We start from the raw sequence: 23,197 nt of genomic DNA, 5'->3' as shown, positions 1-23,197 counted from the left end.
CACTACGCACACGTTGACTGCCCGGGACACGCGGACTATGTTAAAAACATGATTACCGGTGCGGCACAAATGGATGGTGCTATCTTAGTAGTAGCAGCAACAGATGGTCCAATGCCACAAACTCGTGAGCACATCTTATTAGGTCGCCAAGTAGGTGTTCCATACATCATCGTATTCTTAAACAAATGCGATATGGTTGATGACGAAGAGTTATTAGAATTAGTTGAAATGGAAGTTCGTGAACTTCTTTCTCAATACGACTTCCCGGGCGATGACACTCCAATCGTACGTGGTTCAGCATTACAAGCATTAAACGGTGTTGCTGAGTGGGAAGAGAAAATCCTTGAGTTAGCAAACCACTTAGATACTTATATCCCAGAGCCTGAGCGTGCGATTGATAAGCCATTCTTATTACCAATCGAAGACGTATTCTCAATTTCTGGTCGTGGTACAGTAGTAACAGGTCGTGTTGAGCGTGGTATCATCCGTACTGGTGATGAAGTTGAAATCGTAGGTATCAAAGATACAACGAAAACAACAGTAACCGGTGTTGAGATGTTCCGTAAATTATTAGACGAAGGTCGTGCGGGTGAGAACGTTGGTGCATTATTACGTGGTACTAAACGTGAAGAAATCGAACGTGGTCAAGTACTTGCTAAACCGGGTTCAATCACTCCACACACAGACTTCGAATCAGAAGTTTACGTATTATCAAAAGAAGAAGGTGGTCGTCATACTCCATTCTTCAAAGGTTACCGTCCACAGTTCTACTTCCGTACAACAGACGTAACAGGTACTATCGAATTACCGGAAGGTGTTGAGATGGTAATGCCTGGCGATAACATCAAAATGGTAGTAAGCTTAATTCACCCAATCGCGATGGACGAAGGTTTACGCTTCGCTATCCGTGAAGGTGGTCGTACAGTAGGTGCGGGCGTTGTTGCGAAAATCATCAAATAATTAAGCGAAAGCATTATTTGAAGCGATAAGCTAAAAAAGAAGAGAGGTATATCGAAAGATATGCCTCTTTTTTATTGCCTTTATTTCAGAAGGCAAAACCGATTTGCAAAGTTTTGAGAAAAAACAACCGCTTGTAAATTTATTTTTACAAGCGGTCGAATTTTATCAATATTTTACAATTTCAATTAAGCAATTTTTACAGCTTTATAATTACATTGTGGATTAACGATTAAATCCCGTGAGCGAATAATTTGGAGTTCGTACAAGCCTGATTTTGAGGTTTGTTCCATCACTTCGTTTACGGCATTTGCAGTGTGCTCGAAAGCATCGAGATCAGATTTGCCGTTTAATAAATTTGCCACGAATAAGCCGGCGGTTAAATCACCTACACCTACCGGTTCTTTGTCGAAATGATAGAGCGGTCGGCTGATATGCCAAATACCCTCTTGGTTGGCAAAAAGCATCTCAAATTTGTTGCTATCTTTACCTACACGGCTTAAATGTTTTACTAGCACTTTTTTCGGACCTTTAGTTAAAATCACTTTTACGGCTTCTAAGACTTGCTCGAAATTTTCTACGGTTAAGCCTGTGAGCTCTCGTAATTCCACTAAATTTGGTGTGATGATATCAGCTTGTGCCATCGCTAGATTGATTAAGCCTTCTTTTACTCCATCTGCTACGATACAACCTTTATCGGGGTGTCCCATTACTGGGTCGCAAATGTAGATCGCATTAGGATTTTCCGCTTTTACTTTATGGAATGCATTGATGATTTCTTCAACTTGTTCTGCAGAGCCAATGTAGCCTGATAATACCGCATCGCAGCGATGAAGTTCATCGATATTGTGAATTCCCTCTACAATGCTGCCAATCTGTTCTTTTGGCATTACCATTCCGCCCCATTTCCCATATTGAGTATGGTTAGAAAATTGCACTGTGTTTAATGCCCAAACATCCACTCCTAAAAGCTGCATTGGAAAGGTTGCCGCTTTGTTGCCGGCGTAGCCATAGACAACGTGGGATTGAATAGAGAGTATGTTTTTCATTCGCTTGCTCCTTTAAAAGCTTAATGTGTATTATTTTTTAGTCATTTGAATGGCTTGAGGGTTGAAGGCGGGAAAGAAATTGCTATAATTCTCCCTCGTTAAAACTTTTCTATATGCCGACTTAGCTCAGTAGGTAGAGCAACTGACTTGTAATCAGTAGGTCACCAGTTCGATTCCGGTAGTCGGCACCACTTTCAAATCTCTTTTATCTTTTTATTCTCTTAATGCAAAACGGCAAGATTTTGCAAATTTCTACAAAAATCTTACCGCTTGTTCTATTTAAAACCGATTAAACGTAGCCATAGTTCATTAGGCGTTGATAACGACGTTCTAATAAATCGTCTTTGCTGAGTTGATCTAACTCCGCTAAATCTTCCACAATACGTTGTTTAAGATTTTGTGCAATTTCCTCAACATTTCGATGAGCCCCACCCAATGGTTCCGGCACGATGTTATCGATCAGTTCTAACTCTTTTAAACGTGGAGCAGTTAAGCCCATTACCTCTGCCGCAGTTGAGGCTTTATCGGCACTTTTCCATAGAATTGAGGCACAGCCTTCAGGAGAAATAACCGAGTAGGTTGAATATTGCAACATATTGACTTTATCACCTACGCCGATAGCTAATGCACCGCCTGAACCACCTTCGCCAATTACGGTACAAATTACCGGTACAGAGAGTTGCGACATTTCACGCAAGTTGCGAGCGATCGCTTCTGATTGACCGCGCTCTTCAGCCCCAATACCCGGATAAGCTCCCGGTGTATCAATAAAGGTAATAATCGGCATATTAAAACGTTCTGCCATTTCCATTAAGCGTAATGCTTTACGATAACCTTCCGGTGCAGGCATACCGAAATTACGTTTTACCTTCTCTTTTACCGTACGACCTTTCTGATGACCAATAATCATCACCGGGCGACCGTCTAAACGAGCAATACCGCCGACAATGGCTTTATCATCAGCGAATGCACGATCACCTGCTAATTCATCAAACTCAGTGAAGATATGTTCAATATAGTCTAAAGTGTATGGGCGGTTTGGGTGGCGTGCCATACGGGAAATTTGCCACGCATCTAAATTTGCAAAGGTTTTTTTGGTTAATTCTTCGCTTTTCTTTTGTAAACGCTTGATTTCATCATCAAGGTCAATTTTGTCATCTTGCAGACTGACCGCTCTTAAAGACTCAATTTTAGCTTCAAGTTCGGCAATCGGCATTTCAAAATCTAAAAATTCTTGGCTCATTATTTTTTCCTTTTTATGGGCAAAATTATGGGGCATTATCGCCTATCGAAGGGTTATTGTCCATTTTCAATTACACTAAATTGACCCATCGTACCTCTATCACGCAACATAAAATCGCTCACGCCAAAGGTAAAAGGCAATTGCTCAGAAGCGGTATTGTCAAAGCGAACTAAAAGAGTTACCTCTTGTTCAGCCTCTAACCAAACCGTATCTCGCCAAGCAAGTTGCTTAATTGGGGATGGTTTACGGTTTTGAGTCTCAATAATAAATTTTGCACCTTGCAGTGTAAATCCGACCGCTTGTGTGCTGTGTAAATACCAACGCTCAACACTGCCTTTTTGAGCGGTAAAATCAATTCGTTTTGGGTCAAATCGCTTTTGGTTGATTAAGTAATCAGACGGACTAAGCATAAATCGGCGTTCTTGGCTGATTTTCAAATTAAATTCATCTAATGAAAAGGCAGGTAAACTTGGTTTTGTATTGAGTACCGCTGCCATTCCTTCAGGTCTGAGTTCTAAAATTACATTGTCGATTAATTCATCATCACTTGAGAAAACTTGCCCGATTTTGTAAAAAATATCTCTTTTTTGACCGCTTATCAGTGAAACTGTTTTGCCGTCGCTTAAATCAACCAGAACTTCCACTCGCTCACTTGGAGCAAGGCGGATAACGTCCATCTCCACAGGTTCGGCTAACATTCCTACACCTGTTGCAATAAGTCTAAGTGGTTGGTCATTATCTAGTCTTAAGTCATAAGCTCGGGAGAGGGAAGCGTTGAGGACACGTAATCTTACCCAGCCACGAGGCACATTGAAATAAGGCGATTCTTGCCCGTTTACAAACAGGCGTTTTCCTAAAAATTGTGGCGTGTTTTTATCTAAAACTTGTACACCTTCTTTATTGAGAAGCTGGTCTTGCAAAATCAGTGGAATATCATTCACACCATATTTATTCGGTAAAGAGGTATTTTTGCTATGTTGATCTTCAATCAGCCACAATCCAACCAATCCTCGATAAATTTGGAACGCTGAATTGAGCATCGTATCGGCGTGATACCAACAAGTACAAGCGGATTGATTAATTGAAACAATTGGCGACCAACTGCTTTTGGGTTCAAGAGAACGATGCACCGAGCCGATAATATCGCTTGAGGCTTGTAGCCCTTGAATATTCATTGAGATTTTTTGTGGCAAATTATTGAGATAAGTTAATTTAACAAAATCTCCTGATTTTACCCGTACAGTAGGAGCAAGATACTGTCCGTTCACGCCCCAAACATCGACCAACTTACCTTTATCAAATTGGGTCTGAGCAGGGCGTAAATCAAGCCGAACAGGTCTACCACGCCCAATATCCATAAGGGGTGGAATATTAAGGGCAGAGCGATCAGCTGCTAATGCAGCGTGAGGCAATGTCGCTAATGCACCTGCTAGGATTGAACCTTGTAAAAATTGGCGTCGGGTTATCGCTTTTTTCATATTAGGCGTTTTTCGTTTTTTCTAGTTCTTCAACTTCTTGATTAAGCTCTTCAAATTTAGCGAGCATAATTTGGTGGCACTTTTCCATTAGTTCTTTCACGTTTTCACGGCTGTAACCCGATGTATCAATAGGCTCAAGCATTTCACAGATCACAACGCCATTATCCCAACGGTTCAAATCAATTTTATTGTGTAAGTTAGAACAAACAACAGGCACAATCGGCACACCTGCGGAAATTGCCAAATGGAAAGCTCCGGTTTTAAACGGCAGTAAACCACGTCCACGGCTGCGAGTGCCTTCTGGGAACATCCAAACCGATACCTTGCGTTCTTTTACAATTTCCCCTGCTTTGTTCATTGTTTCAATCGCACTTGAGCGTTTTTCACGATGAATAAAAATATTACCTGTTGCCCAATAAACTAAGCCGAAAAACGGAATCCAAATCAAGCTTTTTTTGCCGATACTCACGGTGTTTTCTGCTACCATTGAAGAAATCGTTGCCATATCATAGTTATTCTGATGGTTGCCGATGTAGATAACCGGATAGTTGATTTCAGGTTTTTTACGAGTAATCAGTTTTACACCCATCAATTTATGTAATAAACCGAACCAACGTGCCACAACGCCCACACTGCTCGGGTGGCGTAAACGCACTAACGCATAAAGTGTACCGACAAGAGAAATTAAAATAGCCGCTATTGCAACTAAAAAAACACGAAAAATTTTTAACATAATAATGATAACCTTAAAAATGAGATGTCTATGAGTATAGCAAAATCAGGTTAGTTTCTAAAGATTATCATAATTAAATTGATAGTTTCCTATTTTGCAAAAAATCGGTATATTTAGACCGCTTGTTTATTCATAAGGAGAAAAGAATGAGTAAAGTAACTTTAGCAGGAAACCCGATTGAGGTTGCAGGTGCATTTCCACAACAAGGCGATGTGGTTGCAAATTTTACGCTGGTAAACAGTGATTTAGAGGACGTTTCACTGTCTGATTTTGACGGTAAACGCAAAGTGTTAAACATTTTCCCAAGTATTGATACAGGTATTTGTGCGAAGTCTGTGCGTGTGTTTAACGAAAAAGCAACAAGTTTAGATAACACAGTTGTGTTATGTATTTCAGCAGATTTACCTTTTGCTCAAGCACGCTTCTGCGGAGCAGAAGGCATTGAAAATGCGAAAGTATTATCAACGTTCCGTAACCGTGAATTACATAACAAACTTGGCGTGGATATTACCTCTGGTCCACTCGCTGGCTTAGCCTCTCGTTCTGTGATTATTTTAGATGAGAGCAACAAAGTCTTACACAGCGAATTAGTGCCGGAAATCAAGCAAGAGCCGGATTACGATGCGGCATTAGCGGTATTGTAATTTGCAAAGTTTTGGTGGAATATCACCGCTTGTGAAATAGAAAAAAGCCCGTTGAGTGAAATCAACGGGCTTTTTGCCAAGAAACCATAATGTAGGGGCAAATTGCAATTTGCCCCTACGGTGTGGTTATAAGTAAATTATTTCTTACGAGAATGTAAGCCTTTTTTCTCTAAGTTACGGTAAATTAACCACTGTTGGGCAATGGTAATTAAGTTAGAGGTTAGCCAGTAAAGTACTAAGCCTGATGGGAACCATAAGAAGAATACGGTAAAGATCACCGGCATAAAGTTCATCACTTTTTGTTGCATTGGGTCAGCCACCGGTGTTGGCGACATTTTTTGCAACAAGAACATTGATGCACCCATTAATAGAGGCAAAATGTAGTACGGATCTTGTGCCGATAAGTCTTTAATCCAACCGAAGAATGGTGCGTGGCGGAGTTCTACTGCTTCCATAAATGTCCAATATAACGCGATGAAAATCGGCATTTGGATTAGGATCGGTAAACAGCCACCCATCGGGTTTACTTTTTCTTCTTTGTAGAGTTTCATCATCTCTTGGCTCATACGTTGGCGGTCATCGCCAAAACGCTCACGCATTTCTGTAATACGTGGTTGTAGCATACGCATTTTTGCCATTGAGGTGTATTGTGCTTTGGTTAATGGGTAAAGAATGGTTTTTACGACAATGGTTACACCGATAATCGCTAAGCCCCAGTTGCTGACAATTTTTTGAATTGCGGTTAATAACCAGAACAATGGTTTAGCAATAAACCACGCCCAACCGTAATCTACGGTTAAGTCTAAGTGGTTTGCAGCTTCTTCCATCTCTTTTTGGTCTTTAGAGCCCGTCCAAAGTTTACTGCTTAAATTTGCTTCAGAATTTGGGGCAATGGTTGTTAATGGACCACGATAACCAATGGTTGCAACACCGTTGTTGGTACGTGAATAAAGGTTATTATCCGCATCTTGGTTTGGTACCCAAGCAGACACGAAGTAGTGTTGTAATACTGCGATCCAACCTGCTTTGGTATCAATACTTAAGTTCGCTTTTTCCATATCTTGGAAACTGTATTTTTTGTAGTTAGTTTCTGAAGAAGAGTACGCACCACCTGTATAAGTTGGCATTGTTAAACTACCAGAACTTTCAATGACGGAGTGTTTTAACTGACCGTAAGGTTGAACTTCAATCGCTTCTGCGGTGTTATTTTTAATGTTGAAATTTACGCCAACATCATAGCTACCACGTTTTAAGGTGAAAGTTTTGGTATAAACTACACCATCTTTCTCAAATGTTAGTGGTACAGAAAGTTCGTTTTGATCATCAGTTAATTTGAAACTGTCCGCCGTTACTGCATATTGTGGACGACCAGCATTGGTATCAATCCCATTTTTACCTACTAAGCCACTTTGAGCCACATAGGTTTTAGTACCGTCTTGCTGCAATAATTTGAATGGAGTATTAGAGTTTAATTCCGCATTGTGTTTCAATAAGTCTGAACCTACCACATCGCCACCTAAGGTATCAATGGTTAGGCGTAACACATCGCTTTCCACCGTAATGGTTTTACCTTGCGTGATGCTGTCTGCAATTGGATTATTAGCATTAGAAGCCGCTGGAACATCACCCGCCTGTTGTTGGGTTTGAGCTGCCGCTTGAGCCTGTTTTTGAGCTTGAATTTCAGGGTTAAAATCTTGCTGCCATTGCGTAAAAATAAGCACAGACACAAGAAGCAAACCCATTAGCAGTAAGCCACGATTATTCATTTTGAAGTTCTCTTGTTAGTAATGGATAAAAAGAAAGGTATTTTATAATAGGTTGGCGTGTTTTCCAAACGCCTTTTATAAACAAGCGGTCGGATTTAATCAAAGTTTTGCAAAATTCTCTGAAAATCCGACCGCTTGTTGCGGATAAGAAATTAACGTTTATCTAAGGTTTTGGTGGAAAGACGAGCCACCGCACACAGGTTGCCTTGTTCGTCTTTAATATCAATATTCCACACCTGCACTTCACGCCCTAATTTCAGCGGTGTTGCCCGTGCAATCGCTTTTGTTCCGGCAGGGATTGATTTTAAATGGCTGATATTCAGCTCCATTCCGACCGCAATTTGATGAGCTTCACACACCATTAACGCCCCCGCATTAGCGGTTGTTTCTGCTAAAGCGGCAGAAACGCCACCGTGCAACACGCCAAACGGCTGTTGGGTACGTTCATCCACCATCAGCTGTGCTTCAATCCAATCTTCACCGATAGCCGTAAATTCGATACCTAAGTGTGCTACCGCTGATTTTTGGCTAAGAGCATTTAATTGTTCGCAAGTTGCAGTTTGTTTCCAAATGGTCATTATCATTTCCTGTTTAATAAAAAAGCTGTCTAAATAGACAGCTTTTTTGTATAATCCTTCCCGTGCTATGGGCGAACAGTGTGCTACGCCAATAGCACATTTGTCTGGTCGCCTTAGTCAGATAGCACTAAGGAGGTGATTTATGTGAGAAAATCAGAAATTTTCTTTCTGGTTGCGTTGCTAGTCTTAATAGCAACATCCGCTAGCATTAAAGTATTAGCTGTACTTAATTTGCTAGCTGGGTTATTAGCTAAATAACCTATATGTACTAGACAGAGGCAGGATAGCTACCTGCCTCACTTTTTATTCTAAGCCCTTTCTGCTGATATTTCAACCTTAAATCACTTCCAATAACGCCTGAACTGGGTGCTTAATCCCCTGTTGCTCAAAGCGTTTCACTTGTGAGCGGCAAGAATAACCTGTCGCTAGGCAGCGTTCAAGCGGTTTGCCGTTGATTTTTTTCTGCCACGATTGTTCATAAATCGCTTTTGACATCGCTAAATGTTTGGTTTCGTGCCCGAATGTGCCTGCCATTCCGCAGCAACCGACATTTTCCGCCACTAATGTTTCGCCAAAATGGGCGAAAATCGTTTTCCACTCGTTCATTGAGTTGGGGAGTGAGGTGGATTCGGTACAGTGAGCAAATAAATGCCATTGCAAGCGGTCGGAATCGGTCGATTTTTTGCAACTGTCCAACTCGCCTTTTTGTATTACCTCTTTCAGCCACTCGTGAGCTAATAATACCTTGAAATCGCCCCGTTGTGCTTTGAGAATATCGTTATACTCTTGGCGGTAAATGAGGGTTAAGGCTGGATCGACCGACACCATCGGCACACCAAGTTTTGCCACACGGTTTAAGAAATCCGCTTGGTTTTTGGCGGTTTTAGCAAATTTAGCCAAAAAGCCTTTAACGTGTTGAGCTTTGCCGCTTGGCTTGAATGGCAGCACAATCGGCTTAAAGCCGAGTTGTTGCGTGAGGGCAACAAAATCCGTCACCACTTTGGCATCGTAATAAGAGGTAAACGGATCTTGCACGATAAATAGCATTTTGCGATTTCTTGCAGAAAATTGACCGCTTGCAGCCTGCTGTTCAAGGCTTTCCAAACTCTCGCCTTGATAGCCGATTTCCACCAACTGATGTTGTAGATTTGGCACAGACAGTGCTGGCAGGTAAGTCATTCCTAACGTTTTATTTGCCGTGGTTTCCGCTAGTTTCGATGTGCTGAAAAAGTTAAAGAACTGCGGTTTTTTCGCCATTATCGGAGCAACAAATTCCAAATTCGACACCACATAATCTTTCAGCGGACGCAAATAGCGGCTGTGGTAAAGCTCATTAAATTGCGATCTAAAAGTCGGCACATCAATTTTGATCGGACATTGGCTGGCACAGGCTTTGCAAGCAAGGCAAGTATCCATTGCCGCTTTCACTTCGTGGGAGAAATCGTACTCTTTCTTTTTGTTGAGCGAGTTCCGCACTTTGGCGACAAAATCGGTAAGCGAGGTGGTTTTGTTGTTAGTGTTGAAGATCAAATCATTCGGATCAACTTTCTGCTCCGCTAATAAACGCAACCATTCCCGCACCAAAGAGGCCCGCCCTTTCGGTGAATAGAGGCGGTTGCCCGACACTTTCATAGACGGACACATTGTGCTATGTACATCAAAGTTAAAGCACAAGCCGTTACCGTTACAATTCATCGCACCTTTAAATTCCTCTCGTACTTGAATCGGAATTTGGCGGTCAAAATCGGCTCGCATTTGGGAATCAATCGGGTAGAGACTTGCCTCGCTCTCTAATGGCGTACAAATTTTGCCGGGGTTCAAGCGATTTTGCGGATCGAATAAGGTTTTGATGTAGCGAAGTTCTTGCCACAAGGTTTTGCCAAAGAAACACTCGCCATAATAAGAACGCATCCCTTTGCCGTGTTCGCCCCAAATTAAGCCACCGTATTTGGCGGTGAGTTCGACAACTTGGTCGGAAATCTGCTTAAAGGTTTCCACTTGGGTTTTGTCGCATAAATCCAATGCCGGGCGAACGTGTAGCACGCCGGCATCCACGTGTCCGAACATACCATAAGGCAAATTGTAGCTATCTAATAATGCACGGAACTCTGCGATATAATCGGCTAAATTTTCCGGTGGCACGGCGGTGTCTTCCACAAAGGCAATCGGTTTTGCCCAACCTTTGGCGTTGCCAAGCAAGCCCACCGCTTTTTTCCGCATTGCGTAGATTTTTTCGATGGAATTGACATCATTAGTAAGCTGATAGCCGATAATTCCTGCCTCGTTATTTACAATTTTTTGATCTAAACTTTCACACAGGGCTTTGACCTGAGCCTCAATCTGAGCTTGGTCGTTCGAGGCATATTCCACAATATTAATACCGAGAATCGGATTGTTTGGATCTTCGGTTAAGAGATCTGATACAGAGTGCCACACAATATCTTGCTTGGCGAGATTCAATACTTTGGAATCCACCGTTTCCACCGACAAGGCTTTTGCCTCTAACATAAAAGGGGCAGAGCGAAGAGCGGCATCAAAGGAGTTATATTTAATATTAATTAAGGTGCGATGTTTTGGAATTGGGAGTAAATTCAGTTTCGCTTCGCAAATAAAAGCAAGTGAGCCTTCTGAGCCTGTCAGGATTCGAGTGAGGTTAAATTCGCTTTCATCATCGTTAAAAACGTTTTTTAGATCGTAGCCGGTAATAAAGCGGTTAAGCTGTGGCAATTCGCTTAAAACGGTTGGGCGTAAGGTTTTGCAACGAGTGAAAATTTCGCTGTGCAGGGTTTTGCCTAAAGTGGAAAGATTTAACTTTTCTAAATTTGCAAAAAAATCCTCAGATTTGACCGCTTGTGTTTCTAAAATTTCGCCGTTAATTAAGACCGATTTGATCTCAAGGATATGTGCAGAAGTTTTCCCATATTGTAGTGAACCTTGACCGGAGGCATCTGTATTAATCATTCCACCTAGTGTTGCACGGTTACTGGTGGAAAGCTCCGGCGAAAAGAATAAGCCGTGCGGTTTTAGAAATTGGTTGAGTTGATCTTTTACCACGCCGGCTTGCACACGCACCCAACGTTCTTCCACATTGAGCTCTAAAATTTGGTTCATATGGCGTGAGAGATCAACAATAATATTATTGTTAAGCGATTGCCCGTTCGTGCCTGTGCCACCACCACGAGGGGTAAAAGTTAAATCTTGGTATTCTGTTTTTTGGGCAAGTTTGGTAAGGATTACTACATCAGAAACCGATTTCGGAAACAGAAGTGCTTGCGGAATTTGTTGATAAACGCTGTTATCAGTTGCCAGCGATAAGCGATCAGCATAGCTGGAGGCAATATCACCACTAAAATGTTGGCGGACCAGCTCGTCTAAATACGCTTGTGCGGTGGTATTTAATTGGGGTACTTTAGAAAGTCTAGGTATCATAGTTGTGTTTGATTTGATAAAAATAATAAGATTAAACTTTGGTTATCTTAGCAAGAATTCAAACAATTTAAAATGGAAGTAGATGGTTTGAAATTTGTTCATAATTACCTTTTTTGATTAAAAAACGATCTAAAATATACATTTCTATACATTTCCTTAGGAAAAAATAATTGATTTTTAGAAAACGAAGAAAGATAATTAGAACATTCTTGCTCAAACTAAATTTAGAACAAGAATGTTACTCAGAAGATAATTTTTATACAAAAAGTGCTTTTTTAGGGTGTTTTTTGTTGTATAATATCGCTGACATTAGCTCTCTTGCTTCTTAATTGTTGAAGCATAAAGTTAAAGTTTTAATACTTTATAAAAAGTATTAAGAATTTATTTTAATCGATGACAATATTTAAGAGGATCATCAAAATGAAAAAAACATTAGTTGCATTAGCAGTATTATCAACTGCAGCAGTAGCTCAAGCAGCTCCACAAGCTAACACTTTCTATGCAGGTGCTAAAGCTGGTTGGGCATCTTTTCACGACGGTTTAACTCAATTCGATGCTAAAGACAACAAAGGTGAAGGTTTTGGTATTAACCGTAACTCTGTAACTTATGGTGTATTCGGTGGTTACCAAATTTTAAACCAAAACAATGTTGGTTTAGCAGTAGAATTAGGTTATGATTATTTTGGTCGTGTTCGTGGTAACGAAGGCGAAGATAAAGCAATTAAACACGTTGCTCACGGTACTCACTTAAGTTTAAAACCAAGCTATGAAGTTGCTCCTAACTTAGATGTTTACGGTAAAGTAGGTGCTGCATTAGTTCGTAACGACTACAAAGGTTACAACGGTTATAAAGATCAACGTGCTCACAACTTAAAGACTTCATTATTATTAGGTGCAGGTCTTGAGTATGCAATTACTCCAGAATTAGCTGCTCGTGTTGAATACCAATACTTACAGGCTGCGGGTAACTTAGACAAAGCACGTCAAAAAGCAAACCTTGATTGGATTGATGCACAATATAGTCCAAAAATCCACTCAGTATCTGCTGGTTTAACATACCGTTTCGGTCAAGGTGCAGCACCAGTTGAAGCACCAGAAGTTGTAAGTAAAAACTTCGCATTCAGCTCAGATGTTTTATTTGATTTTGCTAAATCAAGCTTAAAGCCTGCAGCAGCAACAGCTTTAGATGCAGCACATACAGAAATCAGCAACTTAGGCTTAGCTAACCCTGCTATCCAAGTTAATGGTTACACAGACCGTATCGGTAAAGATGCATCTAACTTAAAACTTTCACAACGTCGTGCTGAAACTGTAGCTAACTACATCGTTTCTAAAGGTGCAAATCCAGCTAACGTAACAGCTGTAGGTTACGGTGAAGCAAACCCGGTAACTGGCAACACTTGTGATGCAGTTAAAGGTCGTAAAGCGTTAATCGCTTGTTTAGCACCGGATCGTCGTGTTGAAATCCAAGTTCAAGGTTCAAAAGAAGTAACTATGTAATATAGTTGTTCTTAGAACACGATTTAAATACCCACCTACTCAGGTGGGTATTTCGTTTGAACTAGGTAATTCCTAAACTATTTATTTTTATTGCATTTTTTTTGCTATTTGATAGAATAAAAAATATTATTTCTTTGCTCAAATTTTAGCGGAAATAAGGATTGTTTCAGATAAAATTTTCAATATATTAGATTAATTTCAAATTAAGGATTATTAAATGAAAAAAACATTAGTTACATTAGCAGTATTATCAGCTGCTGCAGTTACTCAAGCAGCACCACAAGCTAATACTTTCTATGCAGGTGCTAAAGCAGGTTGGGCATCATTTCACGATGGTATTACTCAGTTAGATGCTGCTAAAGCTGGTAAATATGGAATTAACCGTAACTCTGTAACTTACGGTGTTTTTGGTGGTTACCAAATTCTGAACGAAAATAAATTTGGCTTAGCAACAGAAGTAGGCTATGACTACTTTGGTCGAGTTCGTGGTATTGAGAAAACCCGTGTTGGTGGTGAGAAACAAACCTTCCGCCATTCGGCTCATGGTGCAGTAATTAGTTTAAAACCAAGCTATGAAATTATTCCTAACTTAGATGTTTATGGTAAAGTAGGTATTGCATTAGTAAATAACAACTACAAAACAGTAAATGTTACAACTAAAGTTCCTACAAAAACTAAACGTTTCCAAAGTTCATTAGTATTAGGTGCTGGTGTAGAGTACGCTATCACTCCGGAATTAGCAGCTCGTGTTGAATATCAATGGCTAAACAATGCAGGTAAAGCAAGTTATGCTACATTAAGACGTATGGGAGCATCAGACTATCGCCCTGATATCAGTTCTGTATCTGCAGGTCTATCGTACCGCTTTGGTCAAGGTGCAACTCCAGTTGAACCAACCGTTGAAACTAAAAATTTCTCATTTAGCTCAGACGTTTTATTTGCTTTTGGTAAATCAAACTTAAAAGCGGATGCAGTAGCAGCTTTAGATGCAGCACACACAGAAATCTCTAACTTAGGTTTAGCTAACCCAGCTATCCAAGTTAATGGTTACACAGACCGTATCGGTAAAGATGCAGCAAACTTAAAACTTTCACAACGCCGTGCTGAAACTGTAGCTAACTACATCGTTTCTAAAGGTGCAAATCCAGCTAACGTAACAGCTGTAGGTTACGGTGAAGCAAACCCGGTAACTGGCAACACTTGTGATGCAGTTAAAGGTCGTAAAGCGTTAATCGCTTGTTTAGCACCGGATCGTCGTGTTGAAATCCAAGTTCAAGGTTCAAAAGAAGTAACTATGTAATAGTTTCTTCAATTGTAAAATTGAATAAAAAAATGCCCGCTTGTTAGCGGGCATTTTCCTTTTTTACTTTAATAAATCTTTTAAACTTGATTTCATTTTTGCGACTTGCTCTAAATAAAGCTGTTTGTTTTCAACTTCATCAGTTAATTTAATAATAGCTTCTGATAATGTGAGGTTTTGGCTTTTTGCATATTTAGAGAGTCTTAACCAGCTAGCGTATTCTAAATCAATAGATTTTTTCTTGGTTGTTTGTTTTTCAGCATTAAAAAAGCGTTTTCGCTTTGCTCGAATAGACTGACGCATTTTTTTTCGTTGCTCAGCTGTCATTTCTGACTTAATCCATTTTTCTACTTCTTCTGGGGACTCTTGTAAGGTGGAAAGAAATTGAACCTTTAAATCAACTAAACTTTGTTCTTCGTGTTTAGTAATGTTTTCCCCTTCCCGATGCTTTTTGAGAAGATATTGCCATTTCCAAGTAGTTTCTTGTGTGATGAGTTTTTGGTATCGCATAATCGTAAATAATGTTGAAAAAGATAAGCTATATTTAGCAAGTATAGCGGAATTCTGTATAATAAACCAAATTTTCGATAAAGAGGCATATCTGTGACCATTTTTCTACTTAATAGCCCGGCATTAACTGTGGAATACCCTTTCTCTGATTTAGATAAGAAAGTCAATTTTTTAGATTTCCAACCTAAAGCAAAACAAGCTCTAGATCAATTTATGCAAGCGAAGTTTGGATCTTTGCTAGTGCTTAAATCTGAGCTTTTTCCTGAATTTATTAATGAGCTGACGGATTATTTAAAAAAAGATAATTCAAGTATTTCTATAGTAACCAAAATGGATTTTAATAAAAATAATTTGTTTGGTTATTATATGTTTTTAGAAAGAGAACAGAAAACAGAATATGTAACAGGAGCAATTCAAGAAGCTAATAATGGTGTTTTAATTGTAAATATTAATTCATTATTATTGGATATTACGCAATGGGATAAATTAAAGCAGGCATTATTATTTGGCGAATATGAATCTCATTCTATTAATGAACTACCTCATTTTCTAGCTAAAGAAAAATCCTCATTTAAGTTAATTTTGATTGGTGAAAGGGAAGATATTTCAACTCTTTCGGCTTATGATGACAGCTTATATCAAGTAGCACAATATACTGAAATTAAATCATATTTATCCTTAAATAATAATGTAGAGGAATGGGCGAATTATATTCAGACTTATGCAGAAAATATAATTAATAAAAGATTAACACCTGCTGCTCTTAATCAATTTTTACAGGCTTATATTCGAGAAAGCGAGAGCCGGGATTTAATTTCTATTTCACCTACATTATTAAGAAAGCATTTATTAGGTATTCAGAATTTCTATGCAAATACAGTAGAAATTAATGAAGTAAAAAGTTATTTTGATTATTTGGAGCAACAATCTTCAATTCTAAATGAATATACCGTAGAAGATATTCTCAGTAATCAACTCTATATTGAAACAGAAGGCGAAGAAATTGGGCAAATAAACGGTTTATCAGTCATTGATTTTGAAGGTGTTCCACATAGCTTTGGCGAACCTTTGCGTATCAGCTGTAATGTGCAATATGGCGATGGGGAAATTCACGATATTGAACGTAAAGTGGAGCTGGGGGGCAATATTCATTCCAAAGGGATTATTCTTGCTCAATCCTGCTTGGCGAATTTGTTAGAACTTCCCACTCAATTACCGTTTTCCGCCTCTATTGCCTTTGAGCAGTCTTATGGTGAAATTGACGGCGACAGCTCCTCATTAGCGATTTTTAGCGTGCTGGTGAGTGCCTTATCCAAATTGGCATTGCCGCAATCTATTGCGGTAACGGGAGCGATTGACCAATTTGGTAATGTGTTGAGTGTCGGTGGGGTTAATCAGAAGATTGAAGGTTTCTTCAATATTTGCCACGCTCGCCAATTAAGCGGACAACAAGGCGTAATTATTCCAGCCGCTTGCCTAAGCCATTTGAGTTTAAGAGCAGATGTGATCGAGGCAGTCGAACAAAATCAATTTAAAATTTGGGCGGTAGAAAATGTATTTGATGCATTAGAAATTCTTTTCGGGCGTGAGTTCTACGACGATGAAAAAGCGGTAAAAAGTAATAAATCATCATTATTTACATTGATTCATCAGCAATTAGATGAATGCAATAACGAAGAAACAAGCGGTTCATTTTTGAGAAAACTTTGCAAAAAATTAAAACTTGACTGATCCGACAAGTTAGTGTACAACTGTTCACTGAATTAAAAGTCTGTTACTATCAGTAATATTTCATAGCCTTTGATATAACAGGTTTCCCTCCATTTATAGGATTTTAAAAACAATGAACAACTGTACACCAATTATTAAACCAAGCTACTCTTATGAAGAGCTTCTACTCTCAGGTAAAGGAGAATTATTCGGGGAAAACGGTCCACAATTACCTGCCCCACCAATGCTAATGATGGATCGTATCGTTGAAATGAATGCAGAGAAAGGGAATTTCGAAAAAGGCTATATTGAGGCGGAATTTGATATTAAGCCGGATTTATGGTTTTTCAGCTGCCATTTTATCAATGATCCTGTGATGCCGGGTTGCTTGGGCTTAGATGCGATGTGGCAGTTAGTTGGTTTCTATCTTGGTTGGATTGGCGGCGAAGGTAAAGGTCGTGCATTAGGTGTGGGCGAAGTAAAATTTACCGGTCAAATTTTGCCAACAGCAAAAAAAGTAACCTACCGTATTCATATGAAGCGTGTTGTAAATCGTAAATTAGTGATGGGCGTAGCTGATGGTGAAGTAGAAGTTGATGGGCGTATAATTTACACCGCAACAGATTTAAAAGTGGGCTTATTCCAAGATACAACATCATTCTAATAAAAGCTGATTTTGCGATCTGTGTCGAAAAATTAAATTTTTTTTATTTACAAAATCCTCTTAAATTATAAGATACCCTCTGTTAAAGAGGGTATTTTTATGTATAAAGCAATAACATTAATTGAAATGCTAACGGCTATAGCGATTATGGTGATTGCTATTTATTTTATCTCCCCGATTATTTTTACTTTTCAAGATAGAATTTCACTCAATAGTGAAATTGAAAATATCCAATCTTTTATTTATCAAATTCAAACAAAAGCTCGTTATAGTAAAAGAAACTATACCTTAACTATTTCTCAGCGGAATAATCAGTGGTGTATAGTGGCAGCAATCAAACCAATAAATAATACTAAGCAAATTATTTGCGATTGTTTAAATAAAAAGAGTTGTTCTTCAACTGAAGAGTATCATATTTATAATCCGAGTAATCAAAATATTATTTTGAAAAATAAAAGTTTATATCCAAAATCTTTTATTAATATTGATGGGGTAAGCGGTCAGCTAGAATCTAAATGTATTAACCTAAGTTTAAATAAAGAGAGTGAGATTTTACAGTTTGAACAACTAGGACGAGTTTATGTGGCAGCGAAAAATAAACGTAGTACCTGTAAAGATTAAGTTATCGGCATTTAGTTTACTTGAGATTTTAATTACTACCGCACTAGGCACTTTTATATTATTTGCTTTTGCTTCTAGTTATGCTGATTTTTACCGTTCTCAAACCAAACAACGTGAGCTATCTGCTCTGCAAGCAGATGCTCACCAGATAATAAACTACTTTCAACAACACTTTCAACATAGTGGCTATCAAGGTAATAAGCGAGCAGACAGTAACTTTGATTTATTTCAGACTAATGGGAAAAGTTTGAATATTCCAAATCAACATTGTTTGATTAGTTTTTATGATGTAAACCAAGACGGCTGTTTGGGAAAACGTAGAACAAAAACGACCGCTTGTAAGTTGGGCGATCTGAATAATACCCGTGATGTATTAAAAGAGATATTTGCTTTTAAGCTAGAGAATAATGAAATTTATACTTTCTCGCAGAAATTAGATACTTGTGTGAAAGAGAATTGCTCAAAATTATTAGAAGATTGTAATGGTGCTTGGAGTAAGTTTACTGAAATAAATAGCGTTAGAGTAAATAAATTAAATTTTAATTGGAAGAAGAGAGATATATTACTTGAAGTGGAAATAGAATTAGAGTCGATAAAAGATCGTAATTTAATTTATTCTGCAAAAAGTTATATTTTTCTGCTAAACCATTAGAGGTAAAAATGAAATTTCAGAAAAATGCCAGTGCATTATTAGTTTCATTAATATTGATCTCTTCTATTTTGGCTATATTATTTTTAACAAAAGAGAAATGGATTAGCCAGCAGAATATTTCTCAGTTTTATGGTGAAAAATATCTTGTAGATAAATATCACTTTCTCACTTTGTACAAGGAAGATAAAAATAAACTTTGCCAAAAATTAAAAAAAGATATGATTGTTCAGTCTGATTTCTCGCCTCAGAAATTAAACTTTTTGCAATATCAATTTGAATGCCAATTTAACAGTTTATTCAAAGATAAAAAACCAAGTAAAGAGAAATATATACCATTTACACAGCTTTCAGATTATTTAGATTTAGCAAATGTACCGGCACAAGAGATTTATACTATTCGCAGCTTATCAGAATTGCCTTCTAGTAGCGAAGATAATCCGAAAATTGTTATTGCTCAAAATGAGATTAATGAAAATCTCCCACAGGATTTTTATGGTATTGTGATTACTGATTATCTCTTTGATATTACAGGCAAAAAAATGTATGGTACTTTGTATTCCTCTTTTGATAACGCAAGAGAAGAACGCAATTTAACCTTTAAGAAAGAGGTTATCGCCCAGCTTGAAGCGAAATATTCCTACTGGCAATATTTACCTCATTCCGAAAATACCATAGGGGCAATTGATGAATAAATATAAGGCGGAAAGTACTATTTCACTTTTAGTGGCTATAGCTTTATTTACGATTGTAGTGTTGAGTTTTAGCCATTGGCAATCTGAGCAAAATAGGCGAGTGAATATCCATTTTCAGCAACAACAGGCAGCGGTGATATTAGAAAATCAAATTGCGTTACAGTTGGCGGGTTTAGATTGTGAACGGCAGATAGAGCAAAATAACATTCGCTATGACATTCAGTGCTCAGGGAATAAGCTCAGTATCCGTTTTCCACTTGGCAAAATTGAGCTGAATAATGATTGAATCCCCCCTCGCTTTATTGGACAATAATTCATTAGCGAGGCGTTATTATGTTTACACTTTACCAATCCAACCAAATTTCTTCACTGGCGGAAATGCTGGTGAAAGTTCAGCAAGTTAATCCGCTTGAAGATCCATTTGAACCGGAAACGGTTTTGATCCAAAGTCAAGGAATGGCACAATGGTTGCAAATGCAGATTGCAGAATTCAATGGCATTATGGGCAACTGCAATTTTCTTTATCCAACCACTTTTTTGTGGCAGCAGTATCGTGTACTGTTTCCTGAATTACCGAAAGAGAATATTTTTGAACGCCATTCAATGACTTGGCGGATTATGCGTTTGCTCCCGGATTGCTTAAATCAAGGTGAATTTAAGCCCCTTCAGCGGTATTTGGCAAATCAGCCAAACGAGGAGCAGTATCAACTTAAACTCTATCAACTTTCTGCAAAAATTGCCGAATTGTTCGACCAATACTTGGTTTATCGCCCGCATTGGCTGGTGCATTGGGAAGAGGGAAACTTACAAGCGGTCGAAAATGAACTAAAAATTGCAATTTCTGCAAAGAATGTCGATCTGAATTTGATTTCAAACGATATTAAATGGCAAAGCCAATTATGGTTGCAGATTATTCAAGATCTGCAGGAGGGGGCAGATGATCGGGTATTCACCACCTCGCATCGTGCGTATTTGCAACAAAATTATTTTGAAAAGCTAGATAATCTCACCGAAGCGGAAAAAGCAAAACTGCCAAAGCGTATTTTTATTTTTGGTATTTCTGCGTTCTCGCCGTTGCAGTTAGCGGTGTTTAAAAAATTAAGTGAGCATTGCGATATTCACATCTTTTTTTTCAACCCAAGCGAAAAATATTGGGGCGATAGCGTAGAAGACAAAGTATGGCAAAAGCTCGCCTTAACACATAAAATTTCGCCTGAAGATCTGGAAAATTTGTTAGCAGAGCAGAGCAATAAACTACTCGCCCTTTGGGGAAAACAGGGGCGTGATTTTTTAGCACAGCTAATGGAATTTGAGCCAAACACTATTGATGTATTTATTGAACCTGAAGAAGACAGTAACCTCAACAAGCTCAAAAAGCAGATTTTTAGCTCCGTAAATAATGCCACTATTGATGATTTAACCGACGATCACTCTCTTCAAATTCACGCCTGCCATAGCCCAATGCGTGAAGTAGAAGTGTTACATAACCAACTACTGAATTTGTTTGAGAAAGACAAAACCTTACTGCCGAAAGACATCATTGTGATGTCGCCGGATATTAATAAATACGCTCCTTATATTGATGCGGTGTTTTCTCGCAATAAAGGTAGCCGAGATCCACGCTATATTCCGTTTTCGTTATCGGATCAGTCGTTTACCAAAATTGATCCAATCATCAATAGTTTTTTGCAACTGCTTGCGATGAAAGAGAGTCAATTTAATGCCGAAGATCTATTTGATTTATTGGAGGTTGGGGCAATTCAATCCCGTTTTTCCTTTAGTGCGGAAGATATTCACACGTTACGAGTATGGGCGAAAAATGCAGGAGTACGTTCAGGCATTGATATTCAACAGCCTCATTGGCAGAACTACAACTCGTGGGAAAACGGTTTAAATCGTTTACTGCTTGGCTCAAGCTTAAAAGAGGCTCACGGCATTTGGGAAAACACATTAGCATTTGGTGATAGCTACGGCTTAAATGCAGAGCTGGTTGGGCGATTGGCGTCGTTTATTTCAGCTTTATTGGAATGGGTAAAGCTGATTCAGTCGCCACAATTTTTAGAGCAATGGCATTTAGCGGTAAAAATGCTGATTGCAGATTTATATCAAGAAAATGCTGAAAATGCCGCCTCTATTTTGCTACTCAATACGGTAAATGATGAAATTTTATCATTGATTTCCGCAACTCATTTTGCTGAAGATCTCCACATTGAGATTTTAGCGTTGTTATTTAACCAGCAATTAAATCAACATACCCAGCAGCTCAATTTCTTGGTTGGGCGAGTCAATTTCGCCACACTTTTACCAATGCGAGCCATTCCATTTAAAGTGGTTTGTTTGCTTGGAATGAACGAGGCGGATTTCCCCCGTCAGCAGCAAATCAACAGCTTTGATTTAATGCAATATGCCCCACAAAAAGGCGACCGTGCGAAACGAGATGATGATCGCTATCTCTTTTTGGAAGCCTTACTTTCTGCACAAAATGTGTTTTACATCAGTTACATCGGGCAATCGCAAAAAGACGGCAAAGAGATGCTGCCCTCTATTTTGGTTTCTCAGCTGCTTGATACCATTAGCGATTATTTAACACCTGAATTTAAATCAATGTTCGGAGCGGAAGTTGAGCAAACCTTAGTAAGAAAACAACCGCTTACAGTGTTTAGCAAAAAGAACTTCACTCACCCAAGAGATTATGCCTACAACGCAGAGTGGATTATTAACTCAAACAATTCCGTACAAGATTTCTTGAGTGAGCCCTTAAGTACGGAAATGGTAACTGATATTGAGATCGAAAACCTCATTCGCTTTGTGCAGAACCCGATTAAATTTTTCTTCGTTAATGTACTAGGTATCTCTTTTAACACTTACGATGATACGATTGATGAAAGCGAAATTTTTACGATGTCTGGGCTGGATAATTACGCTATCTTAAATGAATTATTAAGTGTTAAGCCCGAACAGCAAGAGCAATTTTTTGAGCAAGAACAGCTTAAAGGCAACTTACCGGCATCTAATTTTGCTACAACAACCAAGCAAGATTTAATCGGTAAAATCAGTGATATGCGAGCGACTTTAGCGGACTATTTAGCAAGAGAAAGCACAATTTTAACGCTAAACCACAGCATTGTCATTGATGAGAAAGTGCTCCAACTTAACGGCAATATGCCAAATTTATATAGTAATGAAATGGTGCTGTGGCGAGTGGGCGGATTACGAGATAAAGATAAGATTGAAATCTGGATTTATCATTTATTACTTTGTGCTTATTTCCCTCAAAAAACCGTGAAGTTTTATTATCGTGAAGGCGAGCAAACAGGGCAGCTGAGTTTTGAAACACTTTTACCGGAAGATGCTTTAGCTCAATTAACTGTTTATGTGAAGGATTACTTGGCAGGCTTATCGCAAGCTCAGCTGGTGATTTATCAAGGAATTGAAGAGTATCTCAAAAAAGGCAGTGAAAACAGCGAACAGGCACTTTCTCTCCTTGCAGAAGATCGAGAAGGCAGTTATATCAACCGTGTTCTTTCACAAACAATAGAGCTAGATACAGATAACATTTATCAACGTACCATAAATTGGTTTGGGTTGATGAATGAGAAAATGAGGATAAATAGTTAAATACAAGCGGTTGTTTTTGTTGATAAATTTGCAAATAGAATTTTTCTTTCATT

At 38.7% G+C, this 23,197-nt stretch carries 19 protein-coding genes and 1 tRNA gene; 12 read left to right on the top strand and 8 right to left on the bottom strand.

Annotation, left to right across the window (positions count from 1 at the left end; genetic code table 11):
* A partial coding sequence (gene tuf / locus V6W77_RS10065; protein WP_334254555.1) for an elongation factor Tu occupies positions 1 to 960 on the top strand: 960 nt, incomplete at its 5' end.
* Positions 961 to 1,145: 185 nt separating this feature from the next.
* Here tuf and pdxY read toward each other — a convergent pair.
* A complete protein-coding gene (gene pdxY / locus V6W77_RS10060; protein ID WP_334254554.1) occupies positions 1,146 to 2,006 on the bottom strand; it encodes a pyridoxal kinase PdxY in 861 nt (286 codons plus the stop codon).
* A gap of 115 nt (positions 2,007 to 2,121) precedes the next feature.
* Here pdxY and V6W77_RS10055 point away from each other — a divergent pair.
* Positions 2,122 to 2,197: transfer RNA gene (locus tag V6W77_RS10055), tRNA-Thr, on the top strand.
* A 98-nt stretch (positions 2,198 to 2,295) separates the two neighbouring features.
* Here the strand turns inward: V6W77_RS10055 and accA are convergent.
* Genes accA through V6W77_RS10040 form a run of 3 tightly spaced genes read right to left on the bottom strand, consistent with a single transcriptional unit; the run spans position 2,296 to position 5,460 of the window.
* Positions 2,296 to 3,249 (bottom strand): acetyl-CoA carboxylase carboxyl transferase subunit alpha, encoded by a 954-nt coding sequence (accA, locus tag V6W77_RS10050; protein ID WP_334254553.1) that lies wholly within the window; start codon positions 3,247 to 3,249, stop codon positions 2,296 to 2,298.
* A 53-nt stretch (positions 3,250 to 3,302) separates the two neighbouring features.
* Positions 3,303 to 4,727, bottom strand: a complete 1,425-nt coding sequence (locus V6W77_RS10045) for a multicopper oxidase domain-containing protein (RefSeq protein ID WP_334254552.1) — start codon at positions 4,725 to 4,727, stop codon at positions 3,303 to 3,305.
* Position 4,728: 1 nt separating this feature from the next.
* On the bottom strand, positions 4,729 to 5,460 hold the full coding sequence (locus V6W77_RS10040; RefSeq protein ID WP_334237878.1) for a 1-acylglycerol-3-phosphate O-acyltransferase: 732 nt from the start codon (positions 5,458 to 5,460) through the stop codon (positions 4,729 to 4,731).
* A gap of 146 nt (positions 5,461 to 5,606) precedes the next feature.
* Between V6W77_RS10040 and tpx the strand changes: the two genes are divergently transcribed.
* On the top strand, positions 5,607 to 6,104 hold the full coding sequence (gene tpx / locus V6W77_RS10035) for a thiol peroxidase (protein WP_334254551.1): 498 nt from the start codon (positions 5,607 to 5,609) through the stop codon (positions 6,102 to 6,104).
* A gap of 137 nt (positions 6,105 to 6,241) precedes the next feature.
* Here tpx and yidC read toward each other — a convergent pair whose 3' ends face one another.
* From yidC to ydiJ, 3 genes are all read right to left on the bottom strand, one after another.
* On the bottom strand, positions 6,242 to 7,870 hold the full coding sequence (gene yidC, locus V6W77_RS10030; protein WP_025218174.1) for a membrane protein insertase YidC: 1,629 nt from the start codon (positions 7,868 to 7,870) through the stop codon (positions 6,242 to 6,244).
* 152 nt (positions 7,871 to 8,022) lie between these two features.
* A complete protein-coding gene (locus V6W77_RS10025; RefSeq protein WP_025236850.1) occupies positions 8,023 to 8,448 on the bottom strand; it encodes a hotdog fold thioesterase in 426 nt (141 codons plus the stop codon).
* A 336-nt stretch (positions 8,449 to 8,784) separates the two neighbouring features.
* Positions 8,785 to 11,877 carry a D-2-hydroxyglutarate dehydrogenase YdiJ gene (gene ydiJ / locus V6W77_RS10020; protein WP_334254550.1) on the bottom strand — a complete coding sequence of 1,031 codons (3,093 nt, stop codon included), beginning with the start codon at positions 11,875 to 11,877 and terminating at the stop codon, positions 8,785 to 8,787.
* A 420-nt stretch (positions 11,878 to 12,297) separates the two neighbouring features.
* Here ydiJ and ompA (V6W77_RS10015) point away from each other — a divergent pair, with 420 nt between their 5' ends.
* Both ompA (V6W77_RS10015) and ompA (V6W77_RS10010) read left to right on the top strand, forming a co-directional pair.
* Positions 12,298 to 13,377, top strand: coding sequence for a porin OmpA (gene ompA / locus V6W77_RS10015; RefSeq protein ID WP_334229563.1), 1,080 nt, complete (start codon positions 12,298 to 12,300; stop codon positions 13,375 to 13,377).
* A gap of 217 nt (positions 13,378 to 13,594) precedes the next feature.
* Positions 13,595 to 14,677, top strand: coding sequence for a porin OmpA (ompA, locus tag V6W77_RS10010; protein WP_334254549.1), 1,083 nt, complete (start codon positions 13,595 to 13,597; stop codon positions 14,675 to 14,677).
* 63 nt (positions 14,678 to 14,740) lie between these two features.
* Here the strand turns inward: ompA (V6W77_RS10010) and matP are convergent, their stop codons facing one another.
* The gene (gene matP, locus V6W77_RS10005; RefSeq protein WP_334235283.1) at positions 14,741 to 15,187 is read right to left on the bottom strand and encodes a macrodomain Ter protein MatP; all 447 of its coding nucleotides are present in this window, start codon (positions 15,185 to 15,187) and stop codon (positions 14,741 to 14,743) included.
* Positions 15,188 to 15,280: 93 nt separating this feature from the next.
* Between matP and V6W77_RS10000 the strand changes: the two genes are divergently transcribed.
* From V6W77_RS10000 to recC, 7 genes are all read left to right on the top strand, one after another.
* On the top strand, positions 15,281 to 16,918 hold the full coding sequence (locus V6W77_RS10000; protein WP_334254548.1) for an AAA family ATPase: 1,638 nt from the start codon (positions 15,281 to 15,283) through the stop codon (positions 16,916 to 16,918).
* Positions 16,919 to 17,030: 112 nt separating this feature from the next.
* Positions 17,031 to 17,561, top strand: coding sequence for a bifunctional 3-hydroxydecanoyl-ACP dehydratase/trans-2-decenoyl-ACP isomerase (gene fabA, locus V6W77_RS09995; RefSeq protein WP_025236845.1), 531 nt, complete (start codon positions 17,031 to 17,033; stop codon positions 17,559 to 17,561).
* Positions 17,562 to 17,660: 99 nt separating this feature from the next.
* On the top strand, positions 17,661 to 18,182 hold the full coding sequence (locus tag V6W77_RS09990; protein ID WP_334254547.1) for a pilus assembly FimT family protein: 522 nt from the start codon (positions 17,661 to 17,663) through the stop codon (positions 18,180 to 18,182).
* Positions 18,142 to 18,834 carry a PulJ/GspJ family protein gene (locus V6W77_RS09985; RefSeq protein ID WP_334254546.1) on the top strand — a complete coding sequence of 231 codons (693 nt, stop codon included), beginning with the start codon at positions 18,142 to 18,144 and terminating at the stop codon, positions 18,832 to 18,834. The genes V6W77_RS09990 and V6W77_RS09985 overlap by 41 nt, the downstream gene beginning before the upstream one ends.
* Before the next feature lie 8 nt (positions 18,835 to 18,842).
* Complete coding sequence (locus V6W77_RS09980) at positions 18,843 to 19,526, top strand: DUF2572 family protein (RefSeq protein WP_334254545.1); 684 nt, start codon at positions 18,843 to 18,845, stop codon at positions 19,524 to 19,526.
* Positions 19,519 to 19,812 carry a DUF5374 domain-containing protein gene (locus V6W77_RS09975; RefSeq protein WP_283386758.1) on the top strand — a complete coding sequence of 98 codons (294 nt, stop codon included), beginning with the start codon at positions 19,519 to 19,521 and terminating at the stop codon, positions 19,810 to 19,812. Before V6W77_RS09980 ends, V6W77_RS09975 begins: the two co-directional genes overlap by 8 nt.
* 47 nt (positions 19,813 to 19,859) lie before the next feature.
* A complete protein-coding gene (gene recC, locus V6W77_RS09970) occupies positions 19,860 to 23,144 on the top strand; it encodes an exodeoxyribonuclease V subunit gamma (RefSeq protein WP_334254544.1) in 3,285 nt (1,094 codons plus the stop codon).
* Positions 23,145 to 23,197: the final 53 nt, after the last annotated feature.

Source organism: Mannheimia indoligenes (assembly GCF_036880405.1).
Taxonomy (GTDB): Bacteria; Pseudomonadota; Gammaproteobacteria; order Enterobacterales; family Pasteurellaceae; genus Mannheimia; species Mannheimia indoligenes.
Note: the sequence above shows the minus strand (reverse complement) of the source record. Positions and strands in the feature narration are given on the sequence as shown.

What these genes read in the sequence shown, in the direction of transcription:
- V6W77_RS10040 (WP_334237878.1), bottom strand. Translation starts at nt 5,460, where the DNA reads ATGTTAAAAATTTTTCGTGTTTTTTTAGTTGCAATAGCGGCTATTTTA.
- V6W77_RS10025 (WP_025236850.1), bottom strand. Translation starts at nt 8,448, where the DNA reads ATGACCATTTGGAAACAAACTGCAACTTGCGAACAATTAAATGCTCTT.
- ompA (WP_334254549.1), top strand. Translation starts at nt 13,595, where the DNA reads ATGAAAAAAACATTAGTTACATTAGCAGTATTATCAGCTGCTGCAGTT.
- matP (WP_334235283.1), bottom strand. Translation starts at nt 15,187, where the DNA reads ATGCGATACCAAAAACTCATCACACAAGAAACTACTTGGAAATGGCAA.
- fabA (WP_025236845.1), top strand. Translation starts at nt 17,031, where the DNA reads ATGAACAACTGTACACCAATTATTAAACCAAGCTACTCTTATGAAGAG.
- ydiJ (WP_334254550.1), bottom strand. Translation starts at nt 11,877, where the DNA reads ATGATACCTAGACTTTCTAAAGTACCCCAATTAAATACCACCGCACAA.
- accA (WP_334254553.1), bottom strand. Translation starts at nt 3,249, where the DNA reads ATGAGCCAAGAATTTTTAGATTTTGAAATGCCGATTGCCGAACTTGAA.
- V6W77_RS10045 (WP_334254552.1), bottom strand. Translation starts at nt 4,727, where the DNA reads ATGAAAAAAGCGATAACCCGACGCCAATTTTTACAAGGTTCAATCCTA.
- pdxY (WP_334254554.1), bottom strand. Translation starts at nt 2,006, where the DNA reads ATGAAAAACATACTCTCTATTCAATCCCACGTTGTCTATGGCTACGCC.
- V6W77_RS09985 (WP_334254546.1), top strand. Translation starts at nt 18,142, where the DNA reads ATGTGGCAGCGAAAAATAAACGTAGTACCTGTAAAGATTAAGTTATCG.
- V6W77_RS09975 (WP_283386758.1), top strand. Translation starts at nt 19,519, where the DNA reads ATGAATAAATATAAGGCGGAAAGTACTATTTCACTTTTAGTGGCTATA.
- ompA (WP_334229563.1), top strand. Translation starts at nt 12,298, where the DNA reads ATGAAAAAAACATTAGTTGCATTAGCAGTATTATCAACTGCAGCAGTA.
- V6W77_RS09980 (WP_334254545.1), top strand. Translation starts at nt 18,843, where the DNA reads ATGAAATTTCAGAAAAATGCCAGTGCATTATTAGTTTCATTAATATTG.
- recC (WP_334254544.1), top strand. Translation starts at nt 19,860, where the DNA reads ATGTTTACACTTTACCAATCCAACCAAATTTCTTCACTGGCGGAAATG.
- V6W77_RS09990 (WP_334254547.1), top strand. Translation starts at nt 17,661, where the DNA reads ATGTATAAAGCAATAACATTAATTGAAATGCTAACGGCTATAGCGATT.
- yidC (WP_025218174.1), bottom strand. Translation starts at nt 7,870, where the DNA reads ATGAATAATCGTGGCTTACTGCTAATGGGTTTGCTTCTTGTGTCTGTG.
- tpx (WP_334254551.1), top strand. Translation starts at nt 5,607, where the DNA reads ATGAGTAAAGTAACTTTAGCAGGAAACCCGATTGAGGTTGCAGGTGCA.